The 16,400-nt window shown below is 37.1% G+C and carries 15 protein-coding genes and 1 pseudogene; 11 read left to right on the top strand and 5 right to left on the bottom strand.

Annotated elements, in window-relative coordinates; genetic code table 11:
• The first annotated feature begins 777 nt into the window (after nt 1-777).
• A complete protein-coding gene (locus ABDZ84_RS14455; protein ID WP_121604330.1) occupies nt 778-975 on the top strand; it encodes a hypothetical protein in 198 nt (65 codons plus the stop codon).
• A 71-nt stretch (nt 976-1,046) separates the two neighbouring features.
• Here ABDZ84_RS14455 and ABDZ84_RS14450 read toward each other — a convergent pair whose 3' ends face one another.
• The 4 genes and pseudogenes from ABDZ84_RS14450 to ABDZ84_RS14435 form a co-directional block, all read right to left on the bottom strand.
• Nucleotides 1,047-1,742, bottom strand: a complete 696-nt coding sequence (locus ABDZ84_RS14450) for a GNAT family N-acetyltransferase (RefSeq protein ID WP_343782011.1) — start codon at nt 1,740-1,742, stop codon at nt 1,047-1,049.
• A 47-nt stretch (nt 1,743-1,789) separates the two neighbouring features.
• Nucleotides 1,790-2,323 (bottom strand): annotated as a pseudogene (locus ABDZ84_RS14445) (enolase C-terminal domain-like protein); the annotation flags it as partial.
• Between the two features lie 67 nt (nt 2,324-2,390).
• Entirely contained in the window at nt 2,391-3,848 is a 1,458-nt protein-coding gene (gene nhaC, locus ABDZ84_RS14440; RefSeq protein ID WP_026681679.1) for a Na+/H+ antiporter NhaC, read from the bottom strand.
• A gap of 915 nt (nt 3,849-4,763) precedes the next feature.
• Nucleotides 4,764-5,606 carry an aldo/keto reductase gene (locus ABDZ84_RS14435; protein WP_026681680.1) on the bottom strand — a complete coding sequence of 281 codons (843 nt, stop codon included), beginning with the start codon at nt 5,604-5,606 and terminating at the stop codon, nt 4,764-4,766.
• A 201-nt stretch (nt 5,607-5,807) separates the two neighbouring features.
• Here ABDZ84_RS14435 and rpsN point away from each other — a divergent pair, with 201 nt between their 5' ends.
• Both rpsN and ABDZ84_RS14425 read left to right on the top strand, forming a co-directional pair.
• Entirely contained in the window at nt 5,808-6,077 is a 270-nt protein-coding gene (rpsN, locus tag ABDZ84_RS14430) for a 30S ribosomal protein S14 (protein ID WP_026681681.1), read from the top strand.
• Nucleotides 6,078-6,174: 97 nt separating this feature from the next.
• The gene (locus ABDZ84_RS14425; RefSeq protein ID WP_026681682.1) at nt 6,175-7,266 is read left to right on the top strand and encodes a metal ABC transporter solute-binding protein, Zn/Mn family; all 1,092 of its coding nucleotides are present in this window, start codon (nt 6,175-6,177) and stop codon (nt 7,264-7,266) included.
• A 498-nt stretch (nt 7,267-7,764) separates the two neighbouring features.
• Here ABDZ84_RS14425 and ABDZ84_RS14420 read toward each other — a convergent pair whose 3' ends face one another.
• Nucleotides 7,765-8,112 carry a winged helix-turn-helix transcriptional regulator gene (locus tag ABDZ84_RS14420; protein ID WP_026681683.1) on the bottom strand — a complete coding sequence of 116 codons (348 nt, stop codon included), beginning with the start codon at nt 8,110-8,112 and terminating at the stop codon, nt 7,765-7,767.
• A gap of 117 nt (nt 8,113-8,229) precedes the next feature.
• Here ABDZ84_RS14420 and ABDZ84_RS14415 point away from each other — a divergent pair, with 117 nt between their 5' ends.
• The 8 genes from ABDZ84_RS14415 (at nt 8,230) to ABDZ84_RS14380 (ending at nt 16,254) form a co-directional block, all read left to right on the top strand.
• Nucleotides 8,230-9,288, top strand: a complete 1,059-nt coding sequence (locus ABDZ84_RS14415; protein ID WP_026681684.1) for an LLM class flavin-dependent oxidoreductase — start codon at nt 8,230-8,232, stop codon at nt 9,286-9,288.
• Nucleotides 9,289-9,297: 9 nt separating this feature from the next.
• Complete coding sequence (locus tag ABDZ84_RS14410) at nt 9,298-9,864, top strand: NADPH-dependent FMN reductase (RefSeq protein ID WP_343782005.1); 567 nt, start codon at nt 9,298-9,300, stop codon at nt 9,862-9,864.
• A gap of 261 nt (nt 9,865-10,125) precedes the next feature.
• Nucleotides 10,126-10,917: a class I fructose-bisphosphate aldolase gene (locus ABDZ84_RS14405; RefSeq protein WP_026681686.1), complete on the top strand. Its 792-nt coding sequence runs from the start codon at nt 10,126-10,128 to the stop codon at nt 10,915-10,917.
• Between the two features lie 87 nt (nt 10,918-11,004).
• Nucleotides 11,005-11,550 (top strand): glycerol-3-phosphate responsive antiterminator, encoded by a 546-nt coding sequence (locus ABDZ84_RS14400; RefSeq protein ID WP_026681687.1) that lies wholly within the window; start codon nt 11,005-11,007, stop codon nt 11,548-11,550.
• A gap of 114 nt (nt 11,551-11,664) precedes the next feature.
• Nucleotides 11,665-12,927 carry a PTS galactitol transporter subunit IIC gene (locus ABDZ84_RS14395; protein WP_026681688.1) on the top strand — a complete coding sequence of 421 codons (1,263 nt, stop codon included), beginning with the start codon at nt 11,665-11,667 and terminating at the stop codon, nt 12,925-12,927.
• Between the two features lie 15 nt (nt 12,928-12,942).
• Complete coding sequence (locus ABDZ84_RS14390; protein WP_205601731.1) at nt 12,943-14,460, top strand: FGGY-family carbohydrate kinase; 1,518 nt, start codon at nt 12,943-12,945, stop codon at nt 14,458-14,460.
• Between the two features lie 5 nt (nt 14,461-14,465).
• Nucleotides 14,466-15,224: a 3-oxoacyl-ACP reductase family protein gene (locus ABDZ84_RS14385; protein ID WP_026681690.1), complete on the top strand. Its 759-nt coding sequence runs from the start codon at nt 14,466-14,468 to the stop codon at nt 15,222-15,224.
• A gap of 28 nt (nt 15,225-15,252) precedes the next feature.
• Nucleotides 15,253-16,254, top strand: coding sequence for a 2-hydroxyacid dehydrogenase (locus tag ABDZ84_RS14380; protein WP_026681691.1), 1,002 nt, complete (start codon nt 15,253-15,255; stop codon nt 16,252-16,254).
• The last annotated feature ends 146 nt before the right edge of the window (nt 16,255-16,400 follow it).

Raw genomic sequence — 16,400 nt, 5'->3', positions numbered from 1 at the left:
AGACAAATGAATCCATTGAATCGCTAATGTATAGAAGAAGGCATTCCACACCATTTGCTATTCGCTTTGTCATACTAAATGGTATGATCCAGTATGTATACTTCGTGATCGAGGGGCAATCGCAGCTGTCTATCTAGTAGATTTCTCATTCATTCGTTGGAAATGATAGAAGTGAATGATCTATTTACTTCGGATAAGCAAAGGGTAGATAGATGGGATATTGTTGTTAATTTTACGAGAGTAATACATCATCGTAAGTAAAAATCCTATTCGCATTCCCGAACGGACAGAGATTTTACGATTCTTTTGTTACAGCTCTTAAAGGTTATTTTCACACAAGCATAGTTTGTGATTTTAAATACACTAATTAAAAAGCATGAGCCCGGTTACTATATCGTGCTCATGCCCAAACAGTTACCTAATGAAATAACTGTATCTAACTTTATGTGATCATTGCAAAATGCCGTTCTTTTTTTATATTGTTTATTTTTTATAAGTTAAGAAAGTATAAAATTAGTGCAATGACTGCGTTAAGCCAAGTAGTTATTTTGAAATGTTAGATGTATATTGGCAATGCTCCGACTAATTACTTCGCTTTCCGTGGGCACGGCCTCAACTAACTTTGCAAAGAAGAACACGTTGCAAAGTGGATTTTCGGCTCGCGCTAATCCCGCAGGAGTCTACGTAATTAGTCTCCGCTATGCGAAGGTGCAACAATTCTTGTCATAAGTAATAGGTTGACTTTTTTTACAATGGGTAAAGTTAAAATCGCTATCCGTGAGTATAAAAGCAGCTGTGTTACTTCATGCTAGCGTTGTAGAGCCTGATAATAGCGAAGGCCGGCCACTTCAACTCCTGTGGGAAATGTTTGACCTGAAGATCCACTTTTTTGAGCGGGTTTTGCTAAAAAAGTTAGCTGAAGGACAAACCCCACGGAAAGGGAAGTGGGTAGCCGGAGTTGTGGTCAAGCAGTAGCTATTCCATAATAGCTACTAGAGGAAGCGTAAAATCTGAGCATGTAGTGATAAGGACTGAGCGAATTTTGCTCAGTTTTTTTTATAATGAACATACGTGTCATTATCTATTTGGATAGAAACTCCTCGATAACCTTCTTCCAGTAGTTTTTTCTGTGTTTCATAATCCATCATTCGAACGATTTTTTTCTTTATAGTAGTATTAAATTCTCTTGTGAAATCACGGAGTAGTATGTAACGAAGTTTTCCGTTATATTTCTTTTTGAGTGCGATTATTTCCATTCCTAAGGCAATCTTATCTTTAATACTTGGAATATTGAATGGTGCAACTGTGGTTGCTACATATTGAAAACGCTCTTTGTCTACTTCTGTAAATAGTAATTCCCCCATATACGTTTGTAGTCGATTCCCACGAAAGTCAGGATGTACATTAGATATTTCTGGATAGATCATTTTTAACCGTTCTTCTTTCGAAAGTCCAGCATCTATGCCTAAATGTTCATGTTCATCAATATTTGGAATGAGCATTGCTCGAAAAGCAATCATTTTGTTCGTAATGAAGATACCAATCATTGAGCCATTTCCAGTTAAAATATGGCGATATTCTTCATAGCTCAGCGTCTGTAAAGCCGCTGGTACTTCCATTGCTTGCTCAACTATTTGTTGAAGCTCTAAAATTTGTGGTATATCATCAACGGTTAAGAATCTAACATAAAAGGATTGCTTAGACTTTGGAAGCTTTCCTTCAGCAATAATCTTATGATTCATATGGACACCTTCTTTGTATGCTGTCAATGTAAGTAGTGTGGATTCATCAAATCAATTCCTAGGCCGATGTGTTTGGTTCAATTGAATAAATGGAAACATTATATTGTAAATTGCCAACGTCTTTTGAAAACTTTAATGGACCTGTTAATTCTACGCTTGTAATTGTCTTTTTCTAAAAAGCTATATAAAAGCCGGCAGCAGACCCGATGGAATATTCTACCATAGAACCAATCTGACAGTCTATCCGAGCCGTCTCTGCCATCGCGGCTAACTTTATAGCAGGTACATGTCACCACATTTCATCAGTTTAATATTCACTTTATCTGGTGAGCGCTTGGCTATTACTTCACGCATTTTTTTAAAACCATGTAATCCTTCATCAATCCTTATTGGAGTAGTAGTTTTCAATTTTATTTCTGCTAGAGAATCCATATCATCAGCTATAACTGGCTGCTCAAGCTAGTTTAAAGACACATGTTGTAATTTATCTAAAGCTTGTAAGGTAGCTGCAGAAGAATGCCAGCCTTGGTTGACATCAGCATGAATAGCAGTTTTTTGCCGACATGTTTATGGACAGCTTGATACGTTCCAAGCCTATATTTTACTTGGCAATACTTCTATAGCAGTTATTTTCATAATTATCTCTACCTATATATAATGTTTACTTTTCTTTTCTCTAGTTTCTTCATTTTCTAAGGTATTGATATCATTAGCTTGATTTCTATCCATTTTTGCAATCGTAAATCCGGTAAAGGCATAGAGTAGTCCGATTAATGGAACTGTAAAATTCAAAATAGCGTATGGTGCATAGGCAAAAGCATGTACACCTAATGTGCCATATATAAACACACCACACGTATTCCACGGTATAAAGACAGATGTTAACGTACCGCCATCCTCTAATGATCGGGATAGATTTTTCGAATGTAGTCCACTATCATAATATACTTTGGCAAACATTCGCGATGGTACAACGATGGAGATATATTGTTCTGAACAAGTAGCATTAGTCAAAAAGCAAGCACCGATCGTTGATGCAATAAGAGAACCAGTCGATTTTACAATTTTCAAAAGCTGATCCATCATAGCTTGCAGCATACCAGAGTATTCCAGTATACCACCAAACGTCATGGCAACAATTGTCATGGATACAGTATACATCATTGACATTAATCCACCGCGATTAAATAGTTCAGAAACCATCTCATTTGACGTGTTAATGGAATAGCCATTTTGTAACACATTTAGTGCGCTGGCTATGGTATCTCCTTGAATGATAATTTCAGATAGGAATCCCATAATAATTCCTACAGCGATTGAAGGAATCGCTGGTACCTTTAATGCTACCAAAATAATCACAAGTAATGGAATCAACAAAAGATATGGTGAGATAACAAAATTCGCTTGCATATCTGCAATGGTTTGTTGAATATTAGCATTCTCAATGGTATTCCTGCCGAAATCTTTTCCCAAGTAAGCGAAAACAAACAGAGAAATCAGTAGTCCAGGGAAAGTTGTATAAAACATATGCTTAATGTGCACAAATAAATCTGTGTTTGTTAAACCAGATGCAAGGTTTGTTGTATCAGATAGTGGCGACATTTTATCGCCAAAATAGGATCCAGAAATAACCGCACCTGCTACCATCGGTACGGGAATTCCCATACTCATACCGATACCCATGCCGGCAACACCGATTGTCCCCATTGTTGCCCATGAGCTTCCAACTGTCAATGCAACAATACCACATATGATTGTAATCGTTACCAAAAAAATGGATGGTGAAATAATTTTTAAGCCAAAATAAATCATTGTAGCTACCACGCCACCACCAATCCAAGCACCAATAGTCAGTCCGACAAGCATGATGATAAGTACTGCCGGGAGAGCGAGTTTAATTCCTTGAAACATCATTTCTTCGATTTCTTTCCAATTATAACCTTGTTTCCAAGCTATCAAAGCAGCAACCCCTGTACCGATAATGAGTGGTATGTGAGGTTCACCTTCAAAAACAACAATGGTTAAAAGCATTGCAATAATCATAACTATTAATGGAACGAGTGACCACCAAATATTGATTTTTCGTTTTTTTATAGCGATGCTCATATTGTATCCCCCATCTAGTAAAGTCGTAACAATAATAACATTTTTTAAAAGAATAAAAATTATTTTAATTAGAAATTATAAAATTGTCAATCTATTTTTGTTAATAATATAGTGGGTGTATACAAAGTGTGTTCGTATAAAAACAATTCTTCTCCGTGAGGACGGTAGGCTTAAGCTTACTTACAAATGAATATGTTATGTCTACTTATTTTGAGAAACATAGTTTTTTGTATCCTAATTTGTCAATGATAGCTTTATCTACATCCTTATTTTTACTAATCCAATTAGGGGATATGCTGTATGCTATTTTTAATAAAAGAAGCTGGGACAAAACACAACTTTTTACTCAAAATACGAATAATCATGTTATAAATAGAAGTATCATCGCCGCCCCGTGAAAATATACCCGCTTTCCGCGTGCACGGATTAATGTCAACTAATCAACGTTCAGTTTTAATTGTTTCTTCATTCTTTTGTCTCAGCCTCAATTAATGTATGTATCTTTCTACTCTGCGTTTGAAAATATCCCGGCTATTTTGTTTATACTGTAAGCGAAGTCGTTCAGAAATTTTCCTAATAATTACACCCAGCCTCTAAAAGAGAAGCCTCTGCCATTTTTCGAATACCAACGATATAAGTTGCTAACCGCATGTTGACTTGGTGCTGATTAGTAGCTACATAAACTTTTTTGAAAGACAGTTTGCATTCTTCAGATCAGTAATACCCGGATGTATCTAAAATTCATAAATTATGGCATGGATGATGGATGAATATAGCAGAATTAAAGAGTTCGAAAGCTAGACAATGGTAACGTCGGAATGTTTGAAAGGTTATACTGTCTGATCTCAGAGACGTATTTGTCTCTTTTAGGGTCAGACAGTACTTGTTTTATTTCTGACTAATCAATGTTTCTCCTTAAAATTCTTCATAGGTTGCAGGGTCTTGGTCTTTATTTCTACCATCCGGTCGAGTTAGGGTTGCGATTGCCTCCATTTCCGACTCTTCTAAAGAAAAATCAAAAATGGATATATTCTCAAGCTGTCGCTCGTATGCAGCAGACTTCGGAATTGCAATAGAACCAAGCTGATAATGCCAGCGTAAGATAATCTGCGAATTAGATTTTTGATGGTTTTTCGCTATGTCATTAATTATTTCATTTTGTAATACCTCATTTGCTCGCGCCAATGGACTCCATGATTGTGTACGAATGTTATGCTTTTCATGCCATTTTCTCTGTTCTTCCTGATTGAAAAATGGATGTAGTTCAATTTGGTTGAGGCTTGGCAGCACACCAGTTTCTTCTTCTAAACGTTCCAAATGCTCAGGTAGAAAATTACATACCCCAATTGAACGAATGAGTCCCCATTTCTTGGCATCTATTAATGCTTGCCATGCTTCGATATACGTATTCTGCTTTGGATTTGGCCAATGTATAAGATATAAATCGTAATAAGATAAATTCGCTCGATATAGGGATTCTTGAATAGTAGTTATAGCCTTGTCATAGGCTTGGTAACGACCTGGTAATTTCGATGTAATTATTAAATCCTCTCTATGGACAGAACTTCGACGCACTGCTTCTCCGACTGTTCCTTCATTCTCATAATTATACGCCGTATCGATTAATCGATAACCTGCATGTATCGCATTGCTAATTGCTGTTACACCTTGATTCCCATTTAGTTTATATGTACCAAAACCGACAAAAGGTACAGCCATCCCATCATTTAAAGTGACTTCTGGTATAGATAGGTTCATTTCGATTCACCCCTTCTTATTCTTATTTCAAGGTTACACATTTATAGGTAGAAAACCAACTATTTGAACTAATCTTTCATAAAACGTAATCGTTACTATTTACAAAACCAACGATTATAAGTATAATATTTAATCGTAATCATTACGATTTAATGTGCGACTTCTTATATTGAAGCATGAAATTTAGAAAGGAGGGATATGGTGGCTAAAAAAGCAAAAGTAGTCAAAGAGAAAAAACGTCAGGCAATGGTAAAAAAGTATGCTGAGATTCGTAGAGAATTAAAAGCAAAAGGTGATTATGAAGCATTACGAAAGCTACCGAGAGATTCTTCACCAACAAGATTAACAAATCGATGTCAAGTAACCGGTAGACCAAAGGGGTACCTAAGGAAATTTGGTATGTCACGAATCGCATTTAGAGATTATGCCCATAAGGGGCAACTACCAGGAGTCAAGAAATCAAGCTGGTAGGATGGAAAAATTAATAATAACTATATCCTACATTGATTGGTTACCTCTTGCATATAAATCGTAATGATTACGTTTTTTATGAAGGAGGAGAAGCGACTTGGAAAAATATTATAAGTTTAGTATCTATATTGCTTTTATTATTTTATTTTTGACTGGCTGCAATGTAGCGAAGGAAGTATCTGTGTCGGAAGCTGGTGAAAATCATAAGGTGTTACAAATTTATACAACGTTATATCCTTTGACCTATTTTACAGAGCAAATAGGTGGAGAGCATGTGGAAGTGGAATCGATTCTACCTTTAGGTGCAGATGCTCATACATATGAGCCTACATCCAAGACAATGGTTGAGATTGCTAAGGCGGATGGATTTATATACAACGGAGCCCAAATGGAAGCTTATGCGGAAAGTATCAAGGAAGCATTAAAAGACGAAGGTGTTACTGTACTAGAAGCATCTAAAGGAATACCTTTATTAGAGCATAAGCATCATCACAGTCATGTCGAAGAAAATGACCATGACCATGGACATCATCATAATGAGATGGAAGAGGAAGAAGAAACGCACCATCACGATTATGGACAGGAAGACCATGAAACAGAAGAGCATACACAAGAGTCCCATAATCATGACGAGGAACCTGAGGAACATCACCATAATCATGGTGACAAAGACCCGCATGTCTGGTTAGATCCAAATCGAGCTATCACGATTGCTGAAAATATTAAAGATTTATTAGTAGAATTACAGCCTGAAGCAGAAGCGGAATTTGAAAATAATTTTACGGATTTGAAATCCAAATTAGAAGAACTAAACAAAAGTTATCATGAAAAAATTCAAGCACAAAGTAGAAATGAAATCTTAGTTACCCATGCAGCATATGGATATTGGGAAGAGGCTTATGGGATTAAGCAAATTGCTATTTCTGGATTATCTCCATCCAATGAACCATCTCAACAGCAGCTAGTGGATGTTATAAATATTGTCGATGACCATGAGATTAACTATTTATTGTTTGAACAGAATGTAGAGCCAAAAGTAGCGAAAGTTATTCAAAATGAAACAAATGTAAAGTCGCTTGACCTGCATAATTTATCTGTTCTTACTGAAGAAGATATACAAAATGAGCAGGATTATTTTTCACTTATGTATCAAAACCTAGATGTCCTAATAACAGCATTAAAAGAATAGACTTTATGCCTTTTCAATAGATAAGTAAATATTACGATTATTACAGGCGGGTCTATTCTATGGACCTAAGGCACTACTCTATCTCCGGAGATATACGAGACTTCTTGAAAAAGAAGAGCGCTTTTTCTGTATCGCTGCCGAAGCTTTCCTTAATCCTAAAGAGGAAAGATACCGGTGAGACCTTACAGTGTGCCAGCACGAGGAGGCTCTCTAGCCACCTAAGGAAAACGAAGTATATTTCCGGAGAAACTTTATCCCACATCTAACTGGCAGTAAGATCCCATTTCAATAAAGTGGAACCAATATGAATAAGAGGGGATTGACTGCCAGTAAATGTCCGATTGATTCTAGGGCCTTTAGGTCATACCCTTGTGGTACGAACAATCAGTGGGAGAATATACAATATCTCCACTGATTGAAGTTTCACTTTATCATATTAGTTATGCGTACTATTCTTTAATTAAAATACGCTTGTCTTCAAGCTTTCGTTAATAGTGGTTATTTCATTCTATGTTCCTCTTTTTTTAATTTATGCAATGTATGTTTAGTTCCCCATTCATGCATGGCTTCCAAAATTGGTTCTAAGGTTTTTCCGTACTCCGTAATGGAATATTCCACCTTAGGGGGAACCTGTGGGTAAACCACCCGCTGAATAATATCTTCTTCTTCCAATTCCCTCAATTGCTTCGTTAACATCTTTTGGGTAATCTCGGGCATCCTTTTTCTTAGCTCATTAAAGCGTTTCGTTCCTTCTTGTAATAAATATAAAAGGATTATTGGTTTCCATTTACCAACAAGTATACCTAAAGCATCTTCTACACGACATTCTTCTGGTATTTTATCCATTCTATTCCTCCTAAGTATCATTTTGTATACTAGGTCACCTTAAAGTGCGTACTTATATTTGTGATGGTTATAAACTACAATAACACTATAAGAGGTAATTGGAAAGGTGGATGAACAATGGAAACTTATCGCATTGATCGACGTAAAGGAATGGAGTTTGGCATCTATACACTAGGGGACCACCTGCCAAATCCTAAAACAGCAGAACGTATCTCTGCACAAGAACGTATACATGAAATAATTGAATTTGCTAAGTTAGCTGAACAAGCAGGTATCGATTTCTTTAGTGTTGGGGAGAGCCATCAGGAGTATTTTGCAACGCAGGCACACGCCGTAGTATTAGCAGCAATTGCCCAAGCAACAGAAAAGATAAAGCTTGCAAGTTCTTCGACGATTATAAGCACATCTGATCCAGTACGAGTATATGAGAATTTTGCAACCATTGATCTCATTTCAAAGGGAAGAGCTGAGATTGTAGCTGGGCGTGCATCAAGGATTGGATTATTTGATTTATTGGGCTATGATGTACACGATTATGAAGCATTGTTTGAGGAAAAGTTCGAATTGTTATTAAAAATCAATCGAGAGAAGATAGTTAATTGGCAAGGTGAATTTCGTGCGCCGTTAAATAGCGCTGAAGTTCTCCCACGTCCGAAAAATGATTCTATGCCAATTTGGCGAGCTGTTGGTGGTTCTTCGGCTAGCGCCATCAAGGCTGGTTACGCTGGAGTTCCAATGTTTCTTGCTCATTTAGGTGGTCCAGCTACAAGCTTTAAACGTTCGATTGATGCATATCGTGAAGCTGCTAATAAAAGTGGGCACGATTCATCTAAGCTACCAGTCGCGACTGCTGGCTTCTTTTATGCAGCAGAAACTTCCCAGCAAGCTTTACGTGAAATGTATCCTCATATAAATGAAGGAATGAAGCTAACGAATGGACAAGGATTTCCTAAACAGCATTTTGCACAAGGAGCAGATCCGCATAATGTTATGAATATAGGTAGTCCACAACAGATTATTGAAAAAATCTTATACCAGCATGAATTATTTGGGCATCAACGTTATATTGCCCAAATTGATTTTGGTGGTGTTCCATTTGATCGTTTAAAGAAAAATATCGAGATCATTGGTGCTGAAATTCTACCAGCCATTAAAAAATATACAGCAGAAAAATAGGAGGAAAAAATGAAAATTGTTGCGATGTCTGGGTCAAAGATTGGTACGAAAACGAGCACGGCTATAAAGTATACGATGAAAACAATTAAGAATACGTATCCACATGTAGGCGTTACTTTCATGGATTTAGCAGAATATGACGTTCAGTTCAGTGACGGCCGTCATTATTTAGATTATGAAGGGGATACAAAATATGTTACCCAATTAATTATGGAGGCAGATGCAATTATTATCGGAACACCTATATTTCAAGCATCGATTCCAGCTACGTTAAAGAATATATTTGATTTACTTCCAGTAAACGCATTTCTTCATAAAGTTGTAAGTATGCTAGTAACTGCTGGTTCGCCAAAACATTATTTGGTCCTTGAACAACAACTGAAACCAATTTTAACGTATATGAAAGCACAGATAGTTCCGTCTTATGTATTTATTGAGGAACAGGACTTTTATCAAAAAGAAATAATTAATGATGATGTGCGATTCCGAGTTGACCGTTTAGTGGAAGATACAATTGCATTAACCGAAACATATACAGCTATTCGCGAAAAGAAAGAAGCAGAATACTTCTTTTAATTCATTAAGGTAAAAGCTTTCCCTTACAAAAGCATCTTGCCTTTTTAAGGCTATATGTTGCTAACGCCTAAGGAAAGCGCATTCAAATAGTCTTGACAGATAGTTCTCCATCCTATATGATAAAATTAATGAAAGTCGACAACAAAATAGCATTAACAATTGGGTATGTGCTTAGGTGAATCCCTGCAATAATTGGCAGTTAACTGTCAGTTGGTTGTGGGGATTTTTTGTTGTCTATATTATAGAAATTGGGGAGATAGCATGCAAAAAACTAGACGAATGGCAAATCTATTTGCAAAAGATGGAAAGTCAATAACGTTGGCTCTTGATGGGTATTATTTTTCAACGAAAACGACCGGTATTGATAAGGCAATCGCTCAATTGCCAAGCATGATTGAAAATGGGCTAGATGCAGTACTTGTGACATATGGCATGGCTAAAACATATGCTGATACTTTTACCAATGTCGGCATGGTAGTACGTGCGGATATATCGACAGAACTGTTTGATGCAAGTGTTCCAAATACAACTGGATTAATTACAGTTGAAGATGCATTAAAACTCGGTGCTGATGGTGTGATTTCAATGACGTTTCCAGGAACTACGAATGAAGCAAGTTCACATCAAATAGCTGCTAATTTGGCACGTGAAGCAGATAAGTGGAATATGCCATTTATGTGCGAAACATTACCATTTGGTTATGCGATAAGTAGTGAAGCCTCCAATCAACCGGAAGTCATCGCCTCTGCAGGAAGAATGGGGACGGAGCTCGGTGCTGATATTATTAAGACTAGATTTTCTGGTGAAGCTAGTGACGTAGAGATTGTGAAAGCTGCTCAACGACCTGTGCTTGCCTTAGGTGGACCTAAGACAAATGACATGTTAGCCTATTTTAAGTTTGTTAAGCATTGTATGGATGCTGGAGCGAAAGGCGTGGCTGTAGGACGTAATATTACGCAAAATGAACACCCATCAAAAGTGGTAGCTGGTTTGAATACAATTATTCATAAAAATGGTACAGCTGAAGAAGCGTATGAAGTTTATCAGACATAATAGCTAGTAAAATACGTAGAGCTTGACACTTTTTTTGAAGTTTTCTAGAGTAATAGTTGCAAGCGCTTTAAAAAAGGGGTGAGGGCGATGTTTTCGCAAAAGACTGTAATCCCTTCTATAAGACAACTAAAGGATTTGCAAAGTGCGCTTTCAAGTAAGTCAACATATATATTTCTCTCTGAAGTGCATATTGGCAATTTAAAAGAGCTAACGAATCGTTGTCACCAAGCTGGTAAAAAAGTCATCGTACATTTAGATTTGGTTGAAGGGTTAACGAAAGATACGAAGGGTGTTAAATGGTTAAAAGAGATGTTTAAAGTCGATGGGGTTATTTCTCCGAATCAACGTGTATTAAACGCTGCAAGTAAAATGGGAATGCTGACAATCTATCGTATCTTCTTGTTTGATTCTCGTTCGTTGGATCAGTCATTGAAATCGTTAAAAAATACGCATTTTGATGGTGTTGAAATTTTACCAGGACCGTTTGCTATTCATTTTGTCGAACGGATTCAATCCATCGTCCCAGAAGCAAGCCTGCTTGCGGGTGGTTTTCTAGATACAAAAGATAAAATAAATAAAATTCTTCATGGGGGATTTGTTGCTGTGACGACAAGTAATAGAGAGCTTTGGTAAAACAAAATAGCGAAGGGGTATTTGTGATTAGGTGATAATTCCCTCAAAGCTGACAGACAAAGGGCTGTCTTCTTTGGGGGTTTTTTCATGCACAAAAAAAGGGGGAATAGAAGGATGGAAATAATAAACTGGGTTATTGATCTAGGTCCGTCAGTTATGATGCCAATTATTTTCTTAATTTTAGCACTATGTTTTAGGATTAGGTTAGGTCGTGCTTTTAAAGCTGCCATGCTTGTAGGAATTGGTTTTATGGGTATAAATCTAATCATTACACTTCTTCTTGAGAGTATGGGACCTGCAGCAGAAGCAATGGTAAAGCGATTTGATTTGCAACTGACGGTGATCGATCCGGGGTGGCCAGTAGCAGCTGCAATTGGCTGGGGAACACCGATTGTTCCTTTTGCAGTAATTAGCATCATCCTAGTAAATATAATTCTATTAGTGTTTAATATAACAAAAACAGTCAATATTGATATATTTAACTTCTGGATATTCATGATAACAGGTGCACTCGTTTATAGTATAACTGGGAGTATATCGATAGCTGTTGTTGCATCACTGCTTCATTTTATAGTGGTTTTGATCATTGGCGATGTAACTGCTCCACGGATCCAATCAGACTATAATTTAAAAGGGATATCATTCCCACACGGGACTACAGCAGTTTTTGTGCCATTTGGAATAGCTATAAATTGGATAATCGAGCGTATACCCGGATTACGTAAAGTGGAGGCAGATCCTGAATCGATTACTAAAAAATTCGGGATATTGGGAGAACCCCTTACATTGGGGGCGATCATTGGAGCACTGTTAGGGATTTTAGCGGGATTTAATATAAGCTCTGTTTTAACGTTAGCTGTAACAGTAGCAGCGGTAATGGTACTTTTACCTAAGATGGTTGACGTACTTGTAGAGGGATTATCAATAATTCGTGAAGCAGCAGAATCGTTTTTAAAACGAAAGTTTCCAGATAGAGAGTTTTACATTGCTATGGACACAGCGTTGTTAATTGGTCATCCTGCTGTACTTGCAACCGGTTTGTTGATGATACCATCTACGCTTTTACTTGCAATTATCCTACCTGGCAACCGATTATTACCATTCACTGACTTGGCATCGCTTTCATTTTTGTTTGCGATGTGTGCACCTTATTTAAAACAAAATATGGTTCGGTTATACATTACAGGGCTGGTAATTATGACGATGGTGTTATATATCGGAACAGATATCGCTACAGCTTTTACGGAAGCTGCTAATCTAGCAAACGTTACTTTACCTGACAACATAAGCGATACAACAGAGCTTGCAAATCTTGTTGGTGGAGCTTCAACGCCGCTAGGTTGGTTATTAATTAAAATTGCATCATTTTTTGGATAGGGAGGAATGATTTTTTTGAATAAGTATTTACTAGGTATTGATAATGGGGGAACAGTTACAAAGGCAGCACTCTATTCGCTATCTGGAAAAGAAGTGGCAATTGCTTCTCAAAAGACAACGATGATTATGCCAAAGCCATTTCATACAGAGCGTGACATTAATGAGTTATGGAATGCCAACGTAACGGTTATTAAAGAGGTACTAAAGAAATCAAACATTGATTCAGAACAAATAGCTGGAGTTTCCATTACTGGACATGGTAACGGTTTATATTTAACAACCAAAAGTGGTGACCCTACTTACAATGGTATTATCTCTACCGATAACCGTGCGAAAAGCTATATTGAGAAATGGTACGCTAATCCGAGGTTTGAATCAGAAATATTGCCGAAAACAATGCAATCTGTGTGGGCAGGCCAACCGGTAGCGTTGTTAGCGTGGTTGCAAGATAATAAACCCGAGGTAATAGAAAAAACGGATTATGTATTCATGGTTAAAGATCTCATTAGGTTTAAATTAACTGGAGAAGCCTATTTGGAATTGACTGATATCTCAGGTACGAATCTAATCAATGTAAAAGATCAGTGCTATGATCTGCATTTACTTGAATTTTTTGGTTTAAGTAAAATGTTGCCAAAGCTACCTCCTCTTAAGCAATCAACCGATATTTGCGGATATGTTACGAAAGAAGCTGCATTAGCAACAGGGCTGAAGGAGGGGACGCCAATTGCAGGAGGAATATTTGATATCGCGGCGTCGGCTGTAGCATCAGGCTTGGTTGAAGAAGATAAATTATGCATTGTAGCGGGGACTTGGAGTATAAATGAATATATTACTAGGAAACCAATTGTAGACAAGGATTTATTTATGACTTCTATTTATTGTTTGTCTGATTATTGGCTTACAACAGAAGCAAGCCCAACTTCAGCAAGTAATTTGGAATGGTTTATTGAAAAATTTATGTCTGTAGAAAAACAAGAAGCTGAAAAACAAGGAAGTTCTATATATGACCTTTGTAACGAACTAGTAGCTTCAACTGAGCCTGAGGAGAGTAATCTTTTGTTTTTTCCATTTTTATTCGGTTCCAATACAGTGCCGAATGCCAATTCTTGTTTTATCGGAATGAATAGCTGGCATCAATTGAAGCATTTCTTAAGAGCGGTGTATGAAGGTATTGTTTTTAGTCATTTATATCATATTGAACGATTGACGAAATATAATGACCAACTTGAATCATCGCGAATTGCTGGCGGTGTAACTAAATCAGCTATTTGGTTACAAATGTTTGCTGATTGTCTACAAATCCCACTGGAAATTGTTGAAGTCAAAGAACATGGAACGCTTGGAACAGCAATGTGTGCAGGGGTAATGACTGGATATTACCGATCAATCGATGAAGCTGCTAGAAATATGGTACATGTAGAACATATCATTAAGCCAAATCCGAACAGAGCCGAAGTGTATGCAACAAAATATAAGCTTTATAAAGAAACGCTAGAGAAGATGGAGCAAATTTGGAAGGTAGGGGTGTAGTAGCGATGGATTTAGGGATAAAAGAAAAAGTAGCCATTATTACTGGAGGTTCAAGAGGCGTTGGTAGGGAAACAGCACTAGCTTTAGCAAGAGAAGGTGCTAATATAGCTATTACCTATCAAGGAAGTCAAGAAAAAGCCCAAGATGTAGTAAGTGAAATTAGAGCTTTGGGCTGCAAAGCCGTAGCTTTTCAAGTGAATCTTGCGGATGCTCATGCAGCAAAAGAAGTAGTGCTTAAAAGTATTGCGTATTTCGGTGATGTAGACGTTTTGATTAATAATGCAGGTGTATGGCCGACAAGTTACGTGAAAGATATGCGATTGGAGGATTGGAAGGAAACTCTTGATATTAATTTAACCAGTGTATTTCAAACATGTAAAACTTTTTCTAATCATTGCTTAGACAAAAAGAAATCAGGAAAGATTCTTAATATTACCTCGCAAGCAGCATTTCATGGATCGACGACTGGTCATGCTCACTATGCAGCAAGTAAAGCTGGAATGGTTGGTTTTACGATTTCGCTTGCACGTGAATTAGCAAAAAGCGAAATAAATGTAAATAACCTTGCTTTAGGGATAGTGGAAACAGATATGATTAAAGACTCATTACAAAAAAATAAAGAATACTACATGAATCGTATTCCGCTGGGGCGAGTTGCATCACCAAGAGAAATTGCTGATATAGCAACTTTCTTAGTCTCAGAGAAGGCAAACTACCTTACTGGTGCAACCATTGATGCTACAGGTGGCATGTTGATGCGATAAACATAAAACAAAAAAGGGGTTATGGAAATTGAAATGTTTAGCCATTGCTGACTTATTTATTACAAAAGAAATGATGGAACAAGGCCTAACCAAATTAAAGGAAGCTGGTATCGAAGTTACGATACGTGAATGGAAACATGAAAATTTAGAGCAGTTGCAAAAGGATAATCTAGCGATTGAACAAGGCGGGAGTGAGGTTGTTGACGTACCGAACGACTTACTAGAAGATATGGATACGTTTGATATGATCATTACACAATTTGCTCCTATAAATAAGAAGGTAATTTCTTCTGCAACCAATTTAAAAGTAATAGGTGTACTTCGTGGGGGAACAGAAAACGTAAATAATGATATAGCCAGAGAAAAGCATATTAAAGTGGTGAATACACCAGGACGCAACGCGCGAAGTGTAGCTGAGTTTACGGTTGGACTCATCTTATCAGAAATTCGTAATATTGCAAGATCTCATGCTTTTCTAAAACAAGGTGAATGGCGTAAAGACTTTCCGAATAGTTCCTTTATACCTGAACTTGAAGAGAGGACAATTGGCTTAATCGGATTTGGAAACATTGGCCAATTAGTTGGTCGCTTCTTAAGTGGATTTGATGCTCGAATTATTTTCTACGACCCGTATTTTCATGGGCAAACAACGTTTGAACAGGTTGATTTAAATACGGTGCTTACCGAATCAGATATCATTTCTATGCATGGTCGATTGACGAATGAAACGAAGCATATGATTCGCTATGAGCATTTCCAACAAATGAAGAATACGGCTGTAGTCATTAACTCTGCTAGATCAGCACTTATGAAGGAAACAGACCTTATTAAAGCATTACAGCATAAAGAAATTGCGGGAGCAGCGATTGATACATTTGATCATGAACCATTAGGAGATAGTAGTCCATTTTTACAATTAGATAATGTGACAATTACTGCTCATATGGCTGGAAGTACGAATGATGCTTTTCGCAATACACCAAAAAAACTCGCAGAATATTTATTAGCATGGTATAAACGACAAGTGTAAAAGTAGTCTTTTAACATTTTTATCCCGCATATAACTAGCAATAAGATCGCCGCTCCAAGCGGTTCACCTAACAATCAGTGGGTTGATAAACCACCCCCCACTGATTGAAGTTTCACTTTATATTTCTATTGAATGAAAAGGGAAAT

Origin of the sequence: Virgibacillus salarius (genome assembly GCF_039521925.1) — a bacterium.
Taxonomy (GTDB): Bacteria; Bacillota; Bacilli; order Bacillales; family Amphibacillaceae; genus Virgibacillus; species Virgibacillus salarius.
This window is presented reverse-complemented; position numbering and strand designations above follow the sequence as displayed.

What these genes read in the sequence shown, in the direction of transcription:
- ABDZ84_RS14450 (WP_343782011.1), bottom strand. Translation starts at nt 1,742, where the DNA reads ATGAATCATAAGATTATTGCTGAAGGAAAGCTTCCAAAGTCTAAGCAA.
- nhaC (WP_026681679.1), bottom strand. Translation starts at nt 3,848, where the DNA reads ATGAGCATCGCTATAAAAAAACGAAAAATCAATATTTGGTGGTCACTC.
- ABDZ84_RS14435 (WP_026681680.1), bottom strand. Translation starts at nt 5,606, where the DNA reads ATGAACCTATCTATACCAGAAGTCACTTTAAATGATGGGATGGCTGTA.
- ABDZ84_RS14420 (WP_026681683.1), bottom strand. Translation starts at nt 8,112, where the DNA reads ATGGATAAAATACCAGAAGAATGTCGTGTAGAAGATGCTTTAGGTATA.
- ABDZ84_RS14415 (WP_026681684.1), top strand. Translation starts at nt 8,230, where the DNA reads ATGGAAACTTATCGCATTGATCGACGTAAAGGAATGGAGTTTGGCATC.
- ABDZ84_RS14410 (WP_343782005.1), top strand. Translation starts at nt 9,298, where the DNA reads ATGAAAATTGTTGCGATGTCTGGGTCAAAGATTGGTACGAAAACGAGC.
- ABDZ84_RS14405 (WP_026681686.1), top strand. Translation starts at nt 10,126, where the DNA reads ATGCAAAAAACTAGACGAATGGCAAATCTATTTGCAAAAGATGGAAAG.
- ABDZ84_RS14400 (WP_026681687.1), top strand. Translation starts at nt 11,005, where the DNA reads ATGTTTTCGCAAAAGACTGTAATCCCTTCTATAAGACAACTAAAGGAT.
- ABDZ84_RS14395 (WP_026681688.1), top strand. Translation starts at nt 11,665, where the DNA reads ATGGAAATAATAAACTGGGTTATTGATCTAGGTCCGTCAGTTATGATG.
- ABDZ84_RS14385 (WP_026681690.1), top strand. Translation starts at nt 14,466, where the DNA reads ATGGATTTAGGGATAAAAGAAAAAGTAGCCATTATTACTGGAGGTTCA.